Source organism: Pseudoalteromonas arabiensis (assembly GCF_001550155.1).
GTDB lineage: Bacteria > Pseudomonadota > Gammaproteobacteria > Enterobacterales > Alteromonadaceae > Pseudoalteromonas > Pseudoalteromonas arabiensis.
Window position 1 is genome coordinate 376,853 of the sequence record NZ_LRUF01000021.1, and the last position, 16,798, is coordinate 393,650.

Sequence of the window (16,798 nt, forward strand, 5' to 3'; positions counted from 1 at the left end):
GACCACATATAGCTTGTGTTTATTTCAATTAGATTTTTCTAGCTACCTGTAATGCTTCAAAAATTGCACGCTTAGCATCAATGGCAGCCGCTAACTTGGCTCCACCAATAACGTGAACTTTCGCATTTTCTTTTTCATTTGCAAATGTTTCGCTGTTAGACACTTGACCGATGCATGCGATGACCGTATCGACATCTAACAGTTTTTCTTCGCCTTTGACTGTGATCTTCAACCCCTGTTTATCGAAGCTTAAGTACTGACATTCTGCTATTTGTGTTACACCATGTTGTTTAGCAACCTGGCGATGTATCCAACCTGTCGTTTTACCTAAGTCGCTACCAAAGCGTCCTTCACTTCGCTTAAGCATATAAAGCTTACGTGTATCTTTGTCTGGCTTGGCTTCACACTCTATTCCCCACTGAGTTTTAAACTGCTCAATAGTTTGACCTTTGTGTTCACTTAAAAATGCCACCATATCAAAACCAATGCCGCCAGCCCCCAATATAGCAATTTTTTCACCAAGCTCTACTTCACCTCGAATCACTTCATCATAAGCGAATACACGTTTACCATCGCCACATTCGATTTTCGCTTCACGTGGACGTACGCCTGTTGCAAACACAACGTCATCGTATTGATTAAGCATATCGTCTTTAAATTCAGTACCTAGTTTTAGATCAACATCAAGACGCTTTAATTCGTTAGTGAAGTAGTTAAGTGTATGGTTAAAGTCTTCTTTACCTGGGATTTGCATTGCCAGATTAAATTGACCACCCATTTTCTCTTTGCGCTCGATGAGTGTTACCTTGTGCCCTTTCTGTGCGAGATAGCAACTTGCAGCAAGACCAGCCGGCCCTGCTCCCACAACAAGTACTAAACGTGAAGACGATGCTTTTTCTAAACTATAGTCTAATTCAAACGCCGCTTGTGGATTGACCAAGCATGTCGCTCGTTTATTTTTAAAGACATGATCTAAACAACCTTGGTTACAACCAATGCAAATATTAATTTGTTCAGACTGCTTATTAATATATTTGTTAAAGAATTCAGGATCAGCCAGAAGTGGACGAGCCATAGAAATAAGATCTGACTCACCTGCCTCTAAAATGCTATTGGCGATTTCAGGAGTATTAATACGGTTTACAGCCACAACCGGCACTGACACAGTGTCTTTTAACCTTTTCGAAGCTTCTTTAAATGCACCAGGCGGAACCATGCTGGCAATAGTTGGAACACGCGCTTCATGCCAGCCAATACCAGTATTAAATATGTCTACTCCAGCCTCTTCAAGTGCTATAGCTTGTTGCTTTACTTCATCTGGCGTTGAGCCATCTGGAATAAGATCCATAACTGATAGACGAAAAATAATAATAAATTTTTTACTTACTTTTGCTCTAACAGCTTTAACAATCTCAACAGCTAAACGCATGCGATTTTCTAAACTACCGCCATAGCTATCGGTGCGTTTATTTGTGTGATTAGCCATAAACTCATTGATTAAATACCCTTCTGAGCCCATGATTTCAACACCATCATAACCCGCTTTTTCAGCAAGCTTTGCAGAGTTCGCAAAGTCTTTGATGGTCTTTTTTATTGAACCTAATGACATTGCTTTAGGTTTATAAGGATTGATAGGCGCTTTAATTGCACTTGGCGCTTGATTAAATGGATGATAGGCATATCGTCCAGCATGCAGTAACTGCAAGCAGATTTTTCCACCTTGCTCATGCACAGCCTCTGTATAAGCACGGTGTTTAATCACATCATAATAAGAGCTAAACGTTGAAGCAAAGGGAGTTAATTTACCACGTATATTTGGGCTATAGCCGCCAGTAATAATTAACCCAGTGCCCCCCTTCGCCCTTGCTTGGTAAAATGCTCGTAAGCGTTTTCGGTTATGCCAGCCTTCTTCAAGCCCTGTATGCATTGATCCCATAACCAAACGATTACGAAGTTCAGTATGCGGTAATTGTAATTTTTGTTCTAACATGTGTGCCCCGTTAACTGGTCTAACCTCTGTAATAGTTAGATTCTGCTGTAATAACTGTAAATAATCAACTTTTAGCATCTAATTAATCTGTGGCAATTTGTTGATTTAAACACTCTGTTACTATTTAACAGTTAATTTTAAGGTTATTCTGAGCTAAGATGAGTTAACTACTAAGTTGTACTGAATTAAGGATTTATTTTGCTAGCAAAGATATTTAAAGGCATTTGGGCAGGGATTAACTTCTCACGCCGATTGGTTCTCAACATTATATTTTTACTACTAGTAATACTATTTATTGTTGCTATCTCCAGTGAAGAAGACAAAGTAAAAGTGGCCGACGGCACTGTATTACGCCTAAACCTAAATGGACCAATTGTTGAGGAAAAAACCTATGTTGACCCTGTTGAAGCAGCTATCAACGATGCAACTATGGGCCAAGAAGCACCATCAGAAATTTTGCTTGATGATGTAATTGAAGTTATTAATCAGGCAACTGAAGATGATCGTATTTCAGTTATGCTGCTTGACTTACAAAAAATGCCAAGTGCCCATATCAACAAATTAAAGCAAATAACAAAGGCGATTGATGCATTTAAAGAAGCGGGTAAACAAGTTGTCGCAACGGGCTATTATTACACGCAAGCACAATATTATATTGCAGCTCATGCTAATGAGGTGTCAATGCACCCTTATGGCGGTGTAAGCATTGAAGGCTACGGCATGTTTCCGCTTTATTTCAAAGATGCACTTGAGAAACTTAAAGTAACACAACACATTTTCCGCGTGGGTACTTATAAGTCAGCCGTTGAACCTTTCATCCGCAACGACATGTCTGAGGCTGCAAAAGAGGCAAATAATGTCTGGCTAACCGCACTTTGGAACGAGTACAAAACAGACGTCGCTGCAAGTCGTCCATTCGATGAAAGCAATTTCGATGAAGATATGGATGTATACCTTGCTAAAATGCAAGCCGTTAATGGTAATTCAGGTCAATACGCACTAAACAACCAATGGGTTGACTCACTGAAAACGTCACAACAAATTCGTCAACAATTAATTGATGTAGTGGGTACTGAAGAAACAGGCAAAACCTTTAAACAGGTTAGCTTCCGTGAGTATTTATCGCTAGTGAAGCCACCTATTGAATTTGATAATCCAATTACTGAAAAAGTAGCTGTTGTTGTTGCTAAAGGAACCATTGTAGACGGTGAACGTAAGGCAGGTGAGATTGGTGGTGACTCTACCGCTGCCCTACTTCGTAAAGCGCGTCTTGACGACAAAGTAAAAGCTGTTGTGCTTCGTATTGATTCAGGTGGCGGTAGTATGTTCGCATCTGAAGTAATTCGTGCCGAAGTATTAGCACTTAAAGCTGCTGGCAAACCCGTTATTGCATCAATGAGCTCAGTTGCCGCTTCTGGTGGTTATTGGATTGCATCTGCCGCTAACGAAATTTGGGCTGCTCCTAGTACTATTACGGGCTCAATTGGTGTATTCGGTACCTTCATGACATTTGAAAATACCATGGCTGAATTAGGTATTTATTCAGATGGTGTGGCAACGACCGATCTTGCTGGTTTTTCGATTGCTCGCCCACTTGATGAGAAAATGGCAGATATCATTCAATTGAGTGTAGAAGATGCTTATCAGCGCTTCTTAAATGTAGTGGCAGAAGCACGTAACATGACACCAGAACAAGTGAATGAAATAGCTCAAGGCCGTGTGTGGATTGCGACCCAAGCAAAAGAGCTAGGTTTAGTCGATAAACTAGGTGATAAGCAAGATGCTATTAAAGCTGCGGCTGAACTTGCTAAGCTAACTCACTATGATGTTAAAACCATCAAACAGTCGCTTACCCCTCAAGAGCAAATGCTACAAGATATCTTTGGTACAGCCGCTGTTAAAAGCTTTTTTGCTAAATCTGATTCATCGCGATCAGTGCTTGCAACACAAGCTAATTTACAGAGCCTAATTAATCAGGTTAGTAGTGAAATTGATAACCTAAAAGATTATAACGATCCACAAGGTGTTTATGCACGTTGTTTAGTATGTAACGTAATTCAATAAGTTACTTAGCTAAGCAATTTTAGGTATACTAAGCCCAGTTATTTTACTGGGCTTTTTTTATGAAACGTAAACGTATATATATCGCCTACACGGGCGGTACTATCGGGATGAAAAAATCGAGCCGCGGCTATGTTCCGGCAGAAGGTTTTTTGACCGAAACAGTGGTTAATAATGCAGAGTTTAATCGCGATGAAATGCCTTTGTTTGATATACACGAATATTGCCCACTCATTGATTCTTCAGACATGTCGCCTGCCCATTGGCAACTCATTGCTGACGATATTAAAAGTAAATACCAAGACTATGATGGCTTTGTAGTTTTACATGGTACCGATACCATGGCCTATACCGCCTCGGCTTTGTCTTTCATGTTCGAAAACCTAACAAAACCTGTGATTGTAACCGGCTCGCAAATTCCACTGTCGCAGCTGCGCTCAGATGGGCAAGTGAACTTACTAAATGCGATGTATTTAGCCGCTAATTATCCGATTGCTGAAGTAAGCCTATTTTTTAATAACCAGCTGTTCCGTGGTAACCGTGCTACCAAAGCGCATGCCGATGGCTTTGATGCGTTTGCTTCACCTAACCTTGAACCTTTAGCATTATCTGGAATTAATATTCAACTGATCAAAGGGCAGCTCAGCCCTTACGTTGATAACGAATTACAGGTATCGAATATCACACCACAACCCATAGGTGTGCTTTATCTATACCCAGGTATAAGCCCTAAAGTGGTAAAAAGTTTAGTTAACGATGATATCAAAGCACTTGTTTTACTTAGCTTTGGTGTCGGTAATGCGCCACAAGATCCTGCGTTTTTAAATATTCTTAATGACGCTAGTAAACGCGGTATGGTGATTGTTAACTTAACACAGTGTTTAAAAGGCCAAGTGAATATGGGTGGATATGCAACGGGTAATGCCTTATTAAATTGTGGTGTGATCAGTGGCTACGATATGACATTAGAGGCGTGTTTAACCAAATTACACTACTTATTCAGTCAAAAACTTGAAGTAGAAACAATTCGTCACTTGATGCAAGACAATTTGCGCGGTGAATTGAGCCGATAATCAATACAATTGAATACAAAAAAGGCACCAACTGGTGCCTTTTTTTATACTTTTGATAATTAACGAACTTTTTCGTCAATCTCAACTAAGTCTGTTAAATGGCAAATCTCACCACTGTGAGTTTTAATACCATGCTCACCGAAGTAGTCACGTTGTGCTTGAACAAGGTGACCATTACTTGGTGTTGTTAACGTCGCAATGTAAGTTTGTGTGGCTGTTAACACAGGGAACGCAAGACCCGAAGCAACTGCTGCGCCTGTTACTTTGCGTAATGCAGCTGATTCACGCTGCATCGAATCGATAAATTCTACACCTTCAGCCACATTGTCTAAGTAATCAGCACGAATGATACAACCAGCGCGCCATGTTTGTAGCGTTTTCGAAAGGTCAACTTTCCATTGATGAGCGCGAGATGCACCTTTGATAAGTGCTAAGCCTTGACGATAAGCAAGTAAACTTGCCAGTGTGAATGCATCTTTTAACTCATCCAAATCTAAATCAACTGAGTCAGTTGCTTTAGCAGCGTAAGTCATTTCTTTCGCTGCATGTGTATCACAAGTATTTGTTAAGTGACGAGCTTGTACAGCCGCCACTAATGATGGTACTGCAATGCCAAGTTCTAGCGCATTTTGTGCAGTCCATAGGCCAGTGCCTTTAGCGCCAACCTTATTATCGATTAAATCGACTAGCGGCTCACCTTCTGTTGTTTCAAGGCTTAAGATATGGCTTGAAATTGACAGTAAGTAGCTATTTAAAGTCCCTTCTGACCAGTCATTGAAAATATCAGCCACTTCTTTCGGTGAACGATTGGTGCCTAAACGTAGCAATTGGTACATTTCGGCAATTAATTGCATCAACGCATATTCGATACCGTTGTGAACCATTTTTACAAAGTGACCACTTGCAGATTGACCTACACGCGCAAAACATGATTCACCTTTGTAGCTTGCCGCTACTTTTTCGAACCACGGCTCTACACGCTCCCAGCCGCCTTCTGAGCCACTCGCCATCATAGCAGGACCATGACGTGCGCCTTCTGCACCGCCAGAAATACCCATAGTGGCAAATTCAAATTTGTTTTGATATTTAAGTTTACGGCTAATACCATCTTTGTAGTTACTGTTGCCGCAATCTACAATAATGTCATCACAGTCAACGCCTGCTTCTGCAAGCTCTGTACACACTTTGTCAACCAATTCACCAGCAGGAACTAATAGTAAGATTGAACGAGGCGGCTCTAAGCGTCTAACCATATCATTTAAATCAGACACTATGTGTAAACGGTCTGCCAAACCAAGCGTTTTCGCACAGCTTAGTAACTCAGCACCCGCATCAGGGTTTTTATCATAAGCTACTAATGTCAGCCCTTTTTCAATCAGGTTGAGGGCAAGATTTTTACCCATAACGCCTAACCCTACTAATGCAACTTGCATTTAGTGTCCTCCTCGGTAACAACTATTGGTTAGTTAATCAAAATAATTACGCGCGCATTATACCCAAGCAGCCCAAAAATGCGAGCTTGTAAGCTAAGTTGATATAAATCATCAAAATCATGAAGCGACGTTATGGTCAGTATATCAAAATAACGAAGGCATCGGACCAGATTTTTATAATACCCTTTAAAAAGGTATGTGTATTGACGCTACCTGACACCGGTGTCATAATAACGTCATTGTTACTTTGTATATTACAATTTTATGCAAATAGTCTGATTCTCATAAGTAAGAACACTATTCTTACTTATGAGTTCTACATCGTGCCGATGTATAAGCCAATATAAATGGTTTAATTGCACGACTTTTTAATAGATAACCATCAATTTGCTTAATTTAATTAAGCGCACAGGAGAATTTGATGCTAAGACGCACAAAAATTGTTGCGACCCTTGGACCGGCAACCGATCGCGATAACAACCTAGAAAAAATTATTCGTGCAGGTGCAAATGTTGTTCGTTTGAACTTCTCACATGGTGTAGCACAAGATCATAAAGACCGCGCAGAAGCGGTACGCAGCATTGCTAAGCGTTTAAGCAAACACGTTGCTATTCTCGCTGACTTACAAGGCCCTAAGATTCGTGTATCAACTTTCAAAGATGGTAAAGTTAACCTAGAAGTAGGCGCAAAATTTACCCTTGATGCGAAAATGGAAAAAGGCCAAGGCGACGTAAACTCGGTAGGTATCGACTATAAAGAGTTACCAAACGACGTTAAACCTGGTGACTTACTACTATTAAATGACGGTTTGATTCAATTAACTGTCGATAGCGTTGATGGTGCCCTAGTTCACACGACTGTTACTGTCGGCGGTATACTGTCAAATAATAAAGGGATTAACCGATTAGGTGGTGGCTTAACAGCCCCAGCTTTCACTGAAAAAGACAAAGAAGATTTAATCACAGCTACTGAAATTGGTGTTGATTATATTGCTGTTTCATTCCCACGTAGTGGCGATGACATGCGCTATGTTCGCTCTTTAGCAGAAGCGGCTGGTTCAAACGCGCAACTTCTAGCAAAAATAGAGCGTGCAGAAGCGGTTGAGACTGTTGAAGCAATTGATGATATCGTACTTGCATCTGACGCTGTTATGGTTGCACGTGGTGACCTTGGTGTTGAAATTGGTGATGCCGCCCTAGTTGGTAAACAAAAGCTTATTATTAGCCGCGCACGTTCACTAAACCGTACTGTTGTTACTGCAACACAAATGATGGAATCAATGATTGATAACCCAATGCCAACCCGTGCAGAGGTTATGGACGTTGCTAACGCCGTATTAGATGGTACAGATGCAGTTATGTTATCTGCTGAAACAGCGGCAGGTGACTACCCTGAAGAAACCGTAGCTACTATGGCTCGCGTTTGTTTAGGTGCAGAATCTCAAAAAGAAACACATGTCTCTAAACACCGTTTAGACAGCCGTTTTTCATCAAATGCTGAATCAATTGCCTTATCTGCGATGTATGCAGCTAATCATTTAGATTCTGTAAAAGCGATTGTGACACTAACGGAATCAGGCAGCACAGCTAAGTTAATGTCGCGTATTAGCTCTGGTCTGCCAATTTACTCACTATCACGCCATGCAAGCACACTGGGGCAAACAGCTCTTTATCGTGGTGTTTATCCTGTATTCTTCGATTCAACAAAATGTGAAGATGACAGCATGGTTCGTGACGCATTAAACACGCTGGTTGAACTTGGTTCTCTTGTGGCTGGCGACACCGTGATTTTAACGCACGGCGATGCGATGGAAACGATTGGTGCGACAAACACAATGAAGATTGTAACAGTTTAAACTATTACAATTACTCGTTAAAAAGGCGCATTAAATGCGCCTTTTTGACTTAATTAGTGTCTATTGTTAACTAGCTGGCCAGTGCTGCTTTCACTTTATCACGGTAACTACGGCTCACTTTTAGTTCTTGACCGTTATCAAGCACTAATAAGTACTCACCGCTTACTTGGGTAACAAGTTTGCTAATTTGTTTAGTATTTACAATAGCACTACGATGAACACGTACAAACAATTGCGGGTCGAGCTCTTGTTCAAGCTCTTTCATCGTTTTTCGTAAGATATGCGTTTGTCCGTCTTGGCAATGTAGACACATATAATCACCTGCCGCATCAACCCATTGAATTGTAACCACAGGCACACGAACAATTTCACCCTGCTCTTTTACAGCGAGTGATTCTGGATAACGCCTATCTGCTAGGCTATCTCCTGTTGCTAATTTCTTTAAAATTTCTTCGCAGTTGTTACCTGTAATACCCGCAACAAAGCTCGCTAGTTTCTTCTTATGGGCGTTATCTTGTTGTGTCTTTAAATAGGTATGCACTTTCTCTACCGCCTGTTTTAGTCTGTTGTCGTCGACTGGTTTAAGAATATAATCCAATGCATGAATTTCGAATGCTTTAACAGCAAACTGGTCAAATGCCGTTACAAAAACAATAGCTGGTAATGGATTGACACTCTCGCTCAATGCTCGCGCTACTTCAAACCCATTCATGTTTGGCATTTGGATATCCAAAAATACTAATTGAATGTTGCCAGATACACACTCATCAATTGCTTCTTGTCCATTGCTACATAAACGAATAACTTCCAAATCGTCAAACTCAGAAAGTCTTACAGCTAAGCCTTTTCTGGCTAATGGTTCGTCATCAACAATCAGCGTTCTAATTTTGCTCATTTATTTAACAGCCTTTTCAAACGGAACACGCAGATTTACCTTTAATCCACTTGGCGTATTGTCAGAGAGTACAAACGAATAATTGTTCTCATAAAGTGTTTTTAGTCGGTCTTTGGTATTTGCTATGCCAACGCCTTGAGAATTAACCAGTTGGCCATTTATCAGCTCGGTACCAGGACCATTATCGCCTACTTCCAATAATAGTTCATTTGCGAAAACTTGTGCTTTTATATCAATCACACCACCTTCATTTAGTTGTGCAATAGCATACTTAATGGCATTTTCGATAATCGGTTGCAGTATTAAACTTGGCACTAGTGCTTCTTTTGCTTGCTCACTCACTTCAACATTTACCTGCAAACGTTCATCAAAACGCACTCTTTCAATTTCTAAGTACAACATTAAAGCATGTAACTCCTGCTCTAATGGGACTTTTTTGATTGGATCTGTGTTTAACGTATAACGTAAAAAGTCACTTAATTTAGAGACCATTAGATTTGCATCTTTGTTCTCTTTAACTAATATCAATGTAGAAATAGCATTAAGCGTATTAAATAAAAAATGCGGGTTTAACTGATAACGAAGCATTTTTAGTTGCGCTTCATGGGCCATTGTTGTTGCTTTTAATGCTTTTTGTCGCTCACTTTGTAAAAGCTGGTAATACTTAATTCCAAAGTACAAACCACTCCAACACAAAATGATATAGACAGAATCTAAACCTTGTTGAAGGTAATAAAACCACTCATTTGGCCTATAACCATGCCGGTATATTTCCCATAAGTTAAATTTTTGTACTACTGCCCAAAGCGTTCCCGTCAGATAAGACGCGCCAAAAACAACGAGCATTAATACCCAAGGTGACGCGTTCCACACTTTCCTATACATATAGCGTAAAGGTATCGTCATTAAGCATCCTGCATAAGCATTCAAAACGATAACAAACACGTATATGTCACGCATTTCAAATACTTTTGAGCCTATATAATTTACTAATGCATAGCCAATCCAGCCAGCGATCTGCAGGACCCAGAAAAAACGTTGTCGATTATCAACTAAAGATTGCCAATTCAAAATAACGAGTTACCTTATATACTTATTTTTATTATACCGATAGTCACGAGAATAAAGCACTGCCGCCTATCTTGATTTTTTATAGCCTTACCGCATTCTTCAGGCATTAAAAAAGCGAAGACTACGACAGCCTTCGCTTTATCATTACTTTATTTTTAAGCTAATTTATCTGAAGCCACTTTATAATTTGGATCTTCAATCACATTTACTTCAACAATATCACGTGCCTTATGAAGGAGTTGAATGCAATCAGGACTCAAGTGGCGTAAGTGTAATTGCTTGCCTGCTTTTTTATATTTGTCCGCTAGGCTATCTATGGCTTCAATTGCACTGTGATCAGCAACACGGCTATGCTTGAATTCGATGATCACATCTTGAGGATCATTTTTAACATCAAATAGTTCAGCAAAATTTTTCACTGAGCCAAAGAACAACGGGCCATGTAGTTCATATACTTTTGAGCCTTGCTCATCTATATAATTACTTGTGTAAATGTGCTTCGCATGCTGCCAAGCAAATACCAGTGCAGATACAATGACCCCCACACAAACCGCTATTGCCAAGTCGGTTGCAACGGTTACACCTGACACTAATACAATCACAAACGCATCTGACTTAGGTACTCGCTTCATCATTTTGAAACTTGCCCACTCAAATGTGCCTAAAACCACCATAAACATAACACCTACTAGCGCTGCTAATGGGATCATCTCGATTAAACTTGCTGCAAACACGATAAAAACAAGAAGTAATAAAGCTGCACTAATGCCAGATAAACGTGAACGACCACCCGAGTTTATATTGATCATTGATTGACCAATCATGGCACAACCACCCATTGCACCAAAGAAGCCACACGTCACATTGGCAGCGCCCTGACCTATACACTCTTTATTACTATGGCCGCGAGTTTCTGTGATCTCATCAATTAAAGTAAGTGTTAATAATGACTCAATTAAGCCAATTGCCGCTAAAACTAATGCGTAAGGGAAAATAATTTTAAGCGTTTCTAAATTGAAAGGCACCATAGGAATATGAAATTCAGGTAAGCCACCTGCAATAGTCGCTTGCTCGTTACCTGTCATGCCCTTTAGAAAATCAAGTACCGTACGCGCTTCTAAATCTAGACCAATAACTAAACCTGTTACGGTCACAATCGCAACAAGCGAAGATGGTACTGCTGTCGTGAGCTTTGGCAAAAAGTGAATAATAGCCATAGTTAATGCAACTAAACCAAGCATGATATAAAGCGCTTGTCCTTCCATCCACTGCTGACCGCCCATGCCATCTGGTACTTTAAACTGCCCTAACTGCGCTAAGAAAATAACGATTGCCAAGCCGTTTACAAATCCCAACATCACAGGATGTGGCACCATGCGGATAAATTTACCCAGCTTAAACACCCCCGCTAAGATCTGCAATATCCCCATTAATAGTACAGTGGCAAATAAATACTCTACACCATGATCTAATACTAAACTTACCATCACAACAGCCAGTGCGCCTGTAGCACCAGAAATCATACCTGGACGACCCCCAAAAATAGCCGTTATTAAGCCAACAATAAATGCAGCATATAAACCGACTAATGGTTCTACGTTAGCAACGAAAGCAAATGCAACTGCTTCTGGTACTAATGCTAACGCTACAGTCAGGCCTGATAATATATCGTTTTTAGCAGAGCTAGGTGCTTTGCTGAGTAAGTTAAACATTAAGATCCTCTTTCTTGTGAATACGTTTTGGCAAGGCGCGGAATTCTAGCAAAAACTTGTTACGTTAACAATTATTAACAACAAAACGGCTAGCATTGTAAAATGCTAGCCGTTCATTGAAAAAGACTCAGTGTAGTAAATGGAAGAACTAGAGTGGTAATGATGTACTACGTTTAACACATGTCATTGTAACATTCGAATGTACTTCTTGAACGAATTCTAAGTTCAAAAGGTTATCACGAACAAACTGCTCATAGCCCTCTATCCCTTTTGATATGATACGTAACATAAAGTCCATTGTCCCTGCCATACTGTAGCATTCGGTAACTTCATCATAACTCATGATCAAACGTTCAAATTCAGCCAAGTTTGTTCTACCGTGGTTAGATAAGCGAACATGGGCGTAAACCAACATATCGAAGCCAAGCTTTTTCTCGTCAAGCAAAGCAACTTTACCTTTGATATAGCCATCCTGTTCAAGCTTCGCAATACGACGCCAACATGGAGATTGAGATAAACCAACTTTATCGGCAATTTCTGCCGTTGATAAGCTAGCATCTTGCTGTAACAATGCCAAAATTTGGCGATCTACTTGGTTTAGAGACATTTTATTTCTTTTTCTTTAAAGTTATTGGTTAAATTATACTACTGATTTAAAAATCAGTCTGCTCATTTTCAATTATTTATGCAAAAAAAATGCAATTCTAGCCATAACGCCCGCTAATGAATGGGTTCGTTTTTCGTTCATGACCTACCGTTGTATTTGGGCCATGCCCAGAGAGAATTCTAACCTCATCTGCTAGAGTCAATATTTCAGATTTAATAGATTCAATAAGTTGCGCACTGTCGCCTTTAGGAAAGTCAGTACGCCCTACCGAACCTTGAAAAATTACATCACCAACAAATATTTGCTCAGACACATCATGGTAAAAAACAACATGTCCTGGGGTGTGACCAGGGCAGTGGCGCACTGATAGACAAGTATTACCGATACGAATTGTGTCTCCATGAGCTAACCATGCATCTGGATAAAATGGCGCTATGGGCGTAAAACCAAACATTTGCGCTTGCATTGGCAATGAATCAAACCAAAACTTATCGCCAATGTGTGGGCCTATGATTTTTACAGCAAATTTTTCAGCAAGTTGTTTCGCTGCACCAACATGGTCAAGGTGACCATGAGTCAAAAAAATAGACTCAAGTTCGCATCCTAATTCACAAAGCGTTGCACTTAGTTTATCGGCATCTCCGCCAGGATCAATTAATGCCGCTTTGTTGGTCTCACTACAAATAACAACACGACAATTTTGTGCAAAGCCTGTTACTGGAATTGTAATAACGTTCATTTCATTGCTCCATGGAAGGTTTTTCAAACGCCATTAAAATTGGGTACTGCAAATAAGCTTGATCATAAAAAGGTGAGCGCTTGTATAACCAGTTCAGGCGTGCTTCTGGGTCTTTAGCAAAGACTTTATCTTCACGAACTTTTTTATCAAACTCAAGCGCTAGCTCTGGTTGCGCTTGTAACATTTGCTTTGCGTAAGGTATCAAAGCATAGTTTTCCATATACTCAGTGCGCTGAAAAATAGTATTGAACTCGCCCCATGCAAAGAATGAATCAGGTGCTTCAGGATGCAGCAAATGAGTTGCTAGCTCTGAGTATGGCTGATTTGTTGATACCTTATACCAGCCAGTTACATCAACATCAGTGATGTTCTTGTAATCGAAGCTTGCTTCAACTCGAAAACGCCCTTCAAAAGGCACTTTAGCAAAAGTATAGTCTTTCACCGTAGCCTGGGTTAAAGATTTAGGCCCAGTGCCTTTAACACGCAATACTTCAACACCATGTAGTTTTAATTTACTAATAATTGCACTATAAGCTGGCGGAATATAAAAGGCGCTAGGCACATTAACTGTTTTTTTAACGATTTTTTGCCAGTAAATAGGCAATGCATCATAACTTTCTTCTTCACCAAGATAAGCTACTTCCGCTTGCCCTGATAACTCACTTTTACTACGCGTATATTTTATTCCTTTAAATACCAGTGTATCAGGTTCTGTTGCATAGCTGCGCTCAACTACCAGTTGCGTAGGTTTAAATTCACGTTCTTTTTTAACCGCCGCTTGTAACGCTTGATTATTTTTAGCAAGCGCATCAATTGCACCATCTAAAAACACGTAAGTGCCAAGTACACGCTGTTTATAAGGTTTTAAAGAGTGGTTTTCAACTAAGATGCTCGGTAAAGAACGTAAATCGCCCCACCCATTCGAATAGCGTGGTGTTGCAACCCATCCAGCCAATCCTTTTTTAAAATCACGTTTATCCATTACAAAAACTAACGGACCGGGAATATGACCCATCTTAGCCAATTTAGTGTCGATAACTGGCTTGAACATTGTGTCGAGTGCTTCTGAAACACTGGGTGATTCACTTGAAAAAACCGGATTATAGCCATACGTCACATCATATTGATAATCAGCGCCGTCGGTAACATGTACATCCACATAAAGATCGGGTTTGAACGTATTAATAACCTTCAACACACCTCGCACTTCTGGGGTATCTAACTTAGTGTAATCACGATTAAGGTTTAAATTTAAACCATTGGTTCTAAAACCCATTTCAACGGGGCCACGCTGATTTATACGATTAAATTGGCTACTTCTTTCATGTCCATCAACATTTAAAATAGGAATGAAAAGTATATTTACTTTACTCAAGATATCACGGCGCTTGCCTGTTGCAATGTCACGCAGCAGCATAAACATGGCATCTTTGCCATCAATCTCACCGCTATGAATACCAGCTTGAATAAAAATTGTTGGTTTTGCATCAGACGTTAACTGCGCTGCATCGAACAAACCTTGCTCATTCGCAACTAACATTTTTATCTTACGCCCTGCACTGCTTGTTGCGATTGTTTGTACTTTAAACTGTGTTGGGTTGGCTGCAACAAGCCTATCAACAAACGCCATGGTATCTTCATAGTTTGGCGAACGCATACCGCCACTTAATTCAAAATCTGTAGTTAATGGACCTTTTTCTTGCATCAACGTCACACTTTCACCTTGCCAAGGTTTTAAGGGTGGTAAGTGACTGTCCATGGTCACAGCAGCAGATAAAAACATTAAGCCAGCAAACATATTACTCTCAGGTGCGATACTTATTTAATTAGAAGAAATTATAACAACTAATCTGAGTTGATTGCGTAAACTGCGGTGATTCAACAAAAAAATGGAGCTAATGACATGCGTATATAATTATTTAGCAAAGAAATGTTTTGAGTTTGAGATCAAAAAAAGGAGCACAAGGCTCCTTTTTAAAACTTTTATGAAAAGCGAATTAAGCCGCTAGGCCTTCTTTTGCTTTTTCAACAAGTGCTGCAAATGCAACTTGGTCATAAACTGCGATATCTGCAAGGATCTTACGATCGATTTCTACAGAAGTCTTTTTAAGACCATTGATAAAACGGCTGTATGAAAGACCGTTTTGACGAGCTGCTGCATTGATACGTGCAATCCAAAGTTGACGGAAAGTACGTTTCTTAGCACGACGGTCACGGTAAGCGTATTGACCCGCTTTAGTAACTGCCTGGAAAGCTACGCGGTAAACACGTGAACGTGCTCCGTAGTAACCTTTAGCTTGCTTTAAAACTTTTTTGTGACGTGCACGTGCGATAACACCGCGTTTAACTCTTGCCATTTCTGAAGACTCCTATTAAGCGAATGGTAACATACGTGAAACTAGACCATGGTCATTCTTATGAACCATCATCTTAGGACGTAAGTGTAATTTACGCTTAGAAGTTTTCTTAGTCAGAATGTGACGAAGATGCGCTTGTTTACGCTTGAAACCGCCAGAAGCAGTCTTTTTGAAACGCTTAGCAGCGCCTCTGTGAGTTTTTAGCTTATAAGCCATTGCAATAACTCCAAATGTATTGCTTTACGATTAGGCAAGCAGGCGAGAGGTAAATAAATAACTCTACTTTTAAGGCCAAACTTACCGCCAATATCCGGTGAAAATCCAGTCAATATAACTGCAATTTTACTTTAAACCGGTTATTTCAGGTGAACAGCATGCTGCTACTTGGAGACCTGAAATAAATTCGGTGCGTATTATCGCTTGTTTATTACTTTTTAGCAATAGGGGCCATCATCATTACCATTTGACGACCTTCAACACGATTAGGGAAAGATTCAACTTGTGAAACATCTTCCAAATCAGCTTTAACACGATTTAATAATTCAATACCAATTTCTTGGTGAGCCATTTCACGGCCACGGAAGCGAATAGTAATTTTAGCTTTATCACCCGCTTCTAAGAACTTACGCAAGTTGCGAAGCTTAACCTGGTAATCACCTTCATCCGTACCTGGACGGAATTTGATTTCTTTAACCTGGATCTGCTTTTGCTTTTTCTTTTGTTCTTTTAGTTCTTTGCTTTTTTCAAAGATGAACTTACCGTAGTCCATAACCTTACATACAGGTGGCTCTGCATTAGGACTGATTTCTACAAGATCTACACCCGCATCATCAGCCATAGCTTGCGCTTCTTTTAATGACACGATGCCAGCTTGCTCGCCGTCAATGTCAATTAAACGAACTTCTTTAGCTGTAATATCTTCGTTGATACGATTTTTTTGAGCTGTTTGTTGCCCTTTCTTGCCGCCTCTAATGGTACGATCCTCCAAGAATATAAAATAAAAAG

At 40.1% G+C, this 16,798-nt stretch carries 14 protein-coding genes; 3 read left to right on the forward strand and 11 right to left on the reverse strand.

Going from position 1 to position 16,798, the window contains the following annotated elements; translation table 11 throughout:
* Nucleotides 1-28: 28 nt before the first annotated feature.
* Nucleotides 29-1,990, reverse strand: a complete 1,962-nt coding sequence (locus PAARA_RS11370; RefSeq protein WP_062569406.1) for an oxidoreductase — start codon at nucleotides 1,988-1,990, stop codon at nucleotides 29-31.
* Nucleotides 1,991-2,188: 198 nt separating this feature from the next.
* Here PAARA_RS11370 and sppA point away from each other — a divergent pair, with 198 nt between their 5' ends.
* A complete protein-coding gene (gene sppA, locus PAARA_RS11375) occupies nucleotides 2,189-4,054 on the forward strand; it encodes a signal peptide peptidase SppA (RefSeq protein ID WP_062569148.1) in 1,866 nt (621 codons plus the stop codon).
* Nucleotides 4,055-4,113: 59 nt separating this feature from the next.
* On the forward strand, nucleotides 4,114-5,124 hold the full coding sequence (ansA, locus tag PAARA_RS11380; protein WP_062569149.1) for an asparaginase: 1,011 nt from the start codon (nucleotides 4,114-4,116) through the stop codon (nucleotides 5,122-5,124).
* A gap of 59 nt (nucleotides 5,125-5,183) precedes the next feature.
* On the opposite strand, the gene gndA is transcribed toward ansA, so the two are convergent.
* Complete coding sequence (gene gndA / locus PAARA_RS11385) at nucleotides 5,184-6,557, reverse strand: NADP-dependent phosphogluconate dehydrogenase (RefSeq protein WP_062569150.1); 1,374 nt, start codon at nucleotides 6,555-6,557, stop codon at nucleotides 5,184-5,186.
* A gap of 421 nt (nucleotides 6,558-6,978) precedes the next feature.
* Between gndA and pyk the strand changes: the two genes are divergently transcribed.
* Complete coding sequence (pyk, locus tag PAARA_RS11390) at nucleotides 6,979-8,412, forward strand: pyruvate kinase (RefSeq protein WP_062569151.1); 1,434 nt, start codon at nucleotides 6,979-6,981, stop codon at nucleotides 8,410-8,412.
* 70 nt (nucleotides 8,413-8,482) lie between these two features.
* Here the strand turns inward: pyk and PAARA_RS11395 are convergent, their stop codons facing one another.
* From PAARA_RS11395 to infC, 9 genes are all read right to left on the reverse strand, one after another.
* Nucleotides 8,483-9,307: a LytR/AlgR family response regulator transcription factor gene (locus PAARA_RS11395; RefSeq protein WP_062569152.1), complete on the reverse strand. Its 825-nt coding sequence runs from the start codon at nucleotides 9,305-9,307 to the stop codon at nucleotides 8,483-8,485.
* On the reverse strand, nucleotides 9,308-10,378 hold the full coding sequence (locus PAARA_RS11400; RefSeq protein WP_062569153.1) for a sensor histidine kinase: 1,071 nt from the start codon (nucleotides 10,376-10,378) through the stop codon (nucleotides 9,308-9,310). It lies immediately after the preceding gene.
* Nucleotides 10,379-10,533: 155 nt separating this feature from the next.
* Nucleotides 10,534-12,090, reverse strand: a complete 1,557-nt coding sequence (locus tag PAARA_RS11405; protein ID WP_062569154.1) for a SulP family inorganic anion transporter — start codon at nucleotides 12,088-12,090, stop codon at nucleotides 10,534-10,536.
* A 148-nt stretch (nucleotides 12,091-12,238) separates the two neighbouring features.
* Nucleotides 12,239-12,697, reverse strand: coding sequence for an Lrp/AsnC family transcriptional regulator (locus tag PAARA_RS11410; RefSeq protein ID WP_036968198.1), 459 nt, complete (start codon nucleotides 12,695-12,697; stop codon nucleotides 12,239-12,241).
* A 97-nt stretch (nucleotides 12,698-12,794) separates the two neighbouring features.
* The gene (locus tag PAARA_RS11415) at nucleotides 12,795-13,436 is read right to left on the reverse strand and encodes an MBL fold metallo-hydrolase (RefSeq protein WP_062569155.1); all 642 of its coding nucleotides are present in this window, start codon (nucleotides 13,434-13,436) and stop codon (nucleotides 12,795-12,797) included.
* Nucleotide 13,437: 1 nt separating this feature from the next.
* On the reverse strand, nucleotides 13,438-15,234 hold the full coding sequence (locus PAARA_RS11420; RefSeq protein WP_062569156.1) for a M14 family metallopeptidase: 1,797 nt from the start codon (nucleotides 15,232-15,234) through the stop codon (nucleotides 13,438-13,440).
* 199 nt (nucleotides 15,235-15,433) lie between these two features.
* A complete protein-coding gene (gene rplT, locus PAARA_RS11425; protein ID WP_062569157.1) occupies nucleotides 15,434-15,793 on the reverse strand; it encodes a 50S ribosomal protein L20 in 360 nt (119 codons plus the stop codon).
* Between the two features lie 15 nt (nucleotides 15,794-15,808).
* Nucleotides 15,809-16,009 carry a 50S ribosomal protein L35 gene (gene rpmI, locus PAARA_RS11430; RefSeq protein ID WP_054554888.1) on the reverse strand — a complete coding sequence of 67 codons (201 nt, stop codon included), beginning with the start codon at nucleotides 16,007-16,009 and terminating at the stop codon, nucleotides 15,809-15,811.
* A 211-nt stretch (nucleotides 16,010-16,220) separates the two neighbouring features.
* Nucleotides 16,221-16,781 carry a translation initiation factor IF-3 gene (infC, locus tag PAARA_RS11435; RefSeq protein ID WP_083515308.1) on the reverse strand — a complete coding sequence of 187 codons (561 nt, stop codon included), beginning with the start codon at nucleotides 16,779-16,781 and terminating at the stop codon, nucleotides 16,221-16,223.
* Between the last annotated feature and the right edge of the window lie 17 nt (nucleotides 16,782-16,798).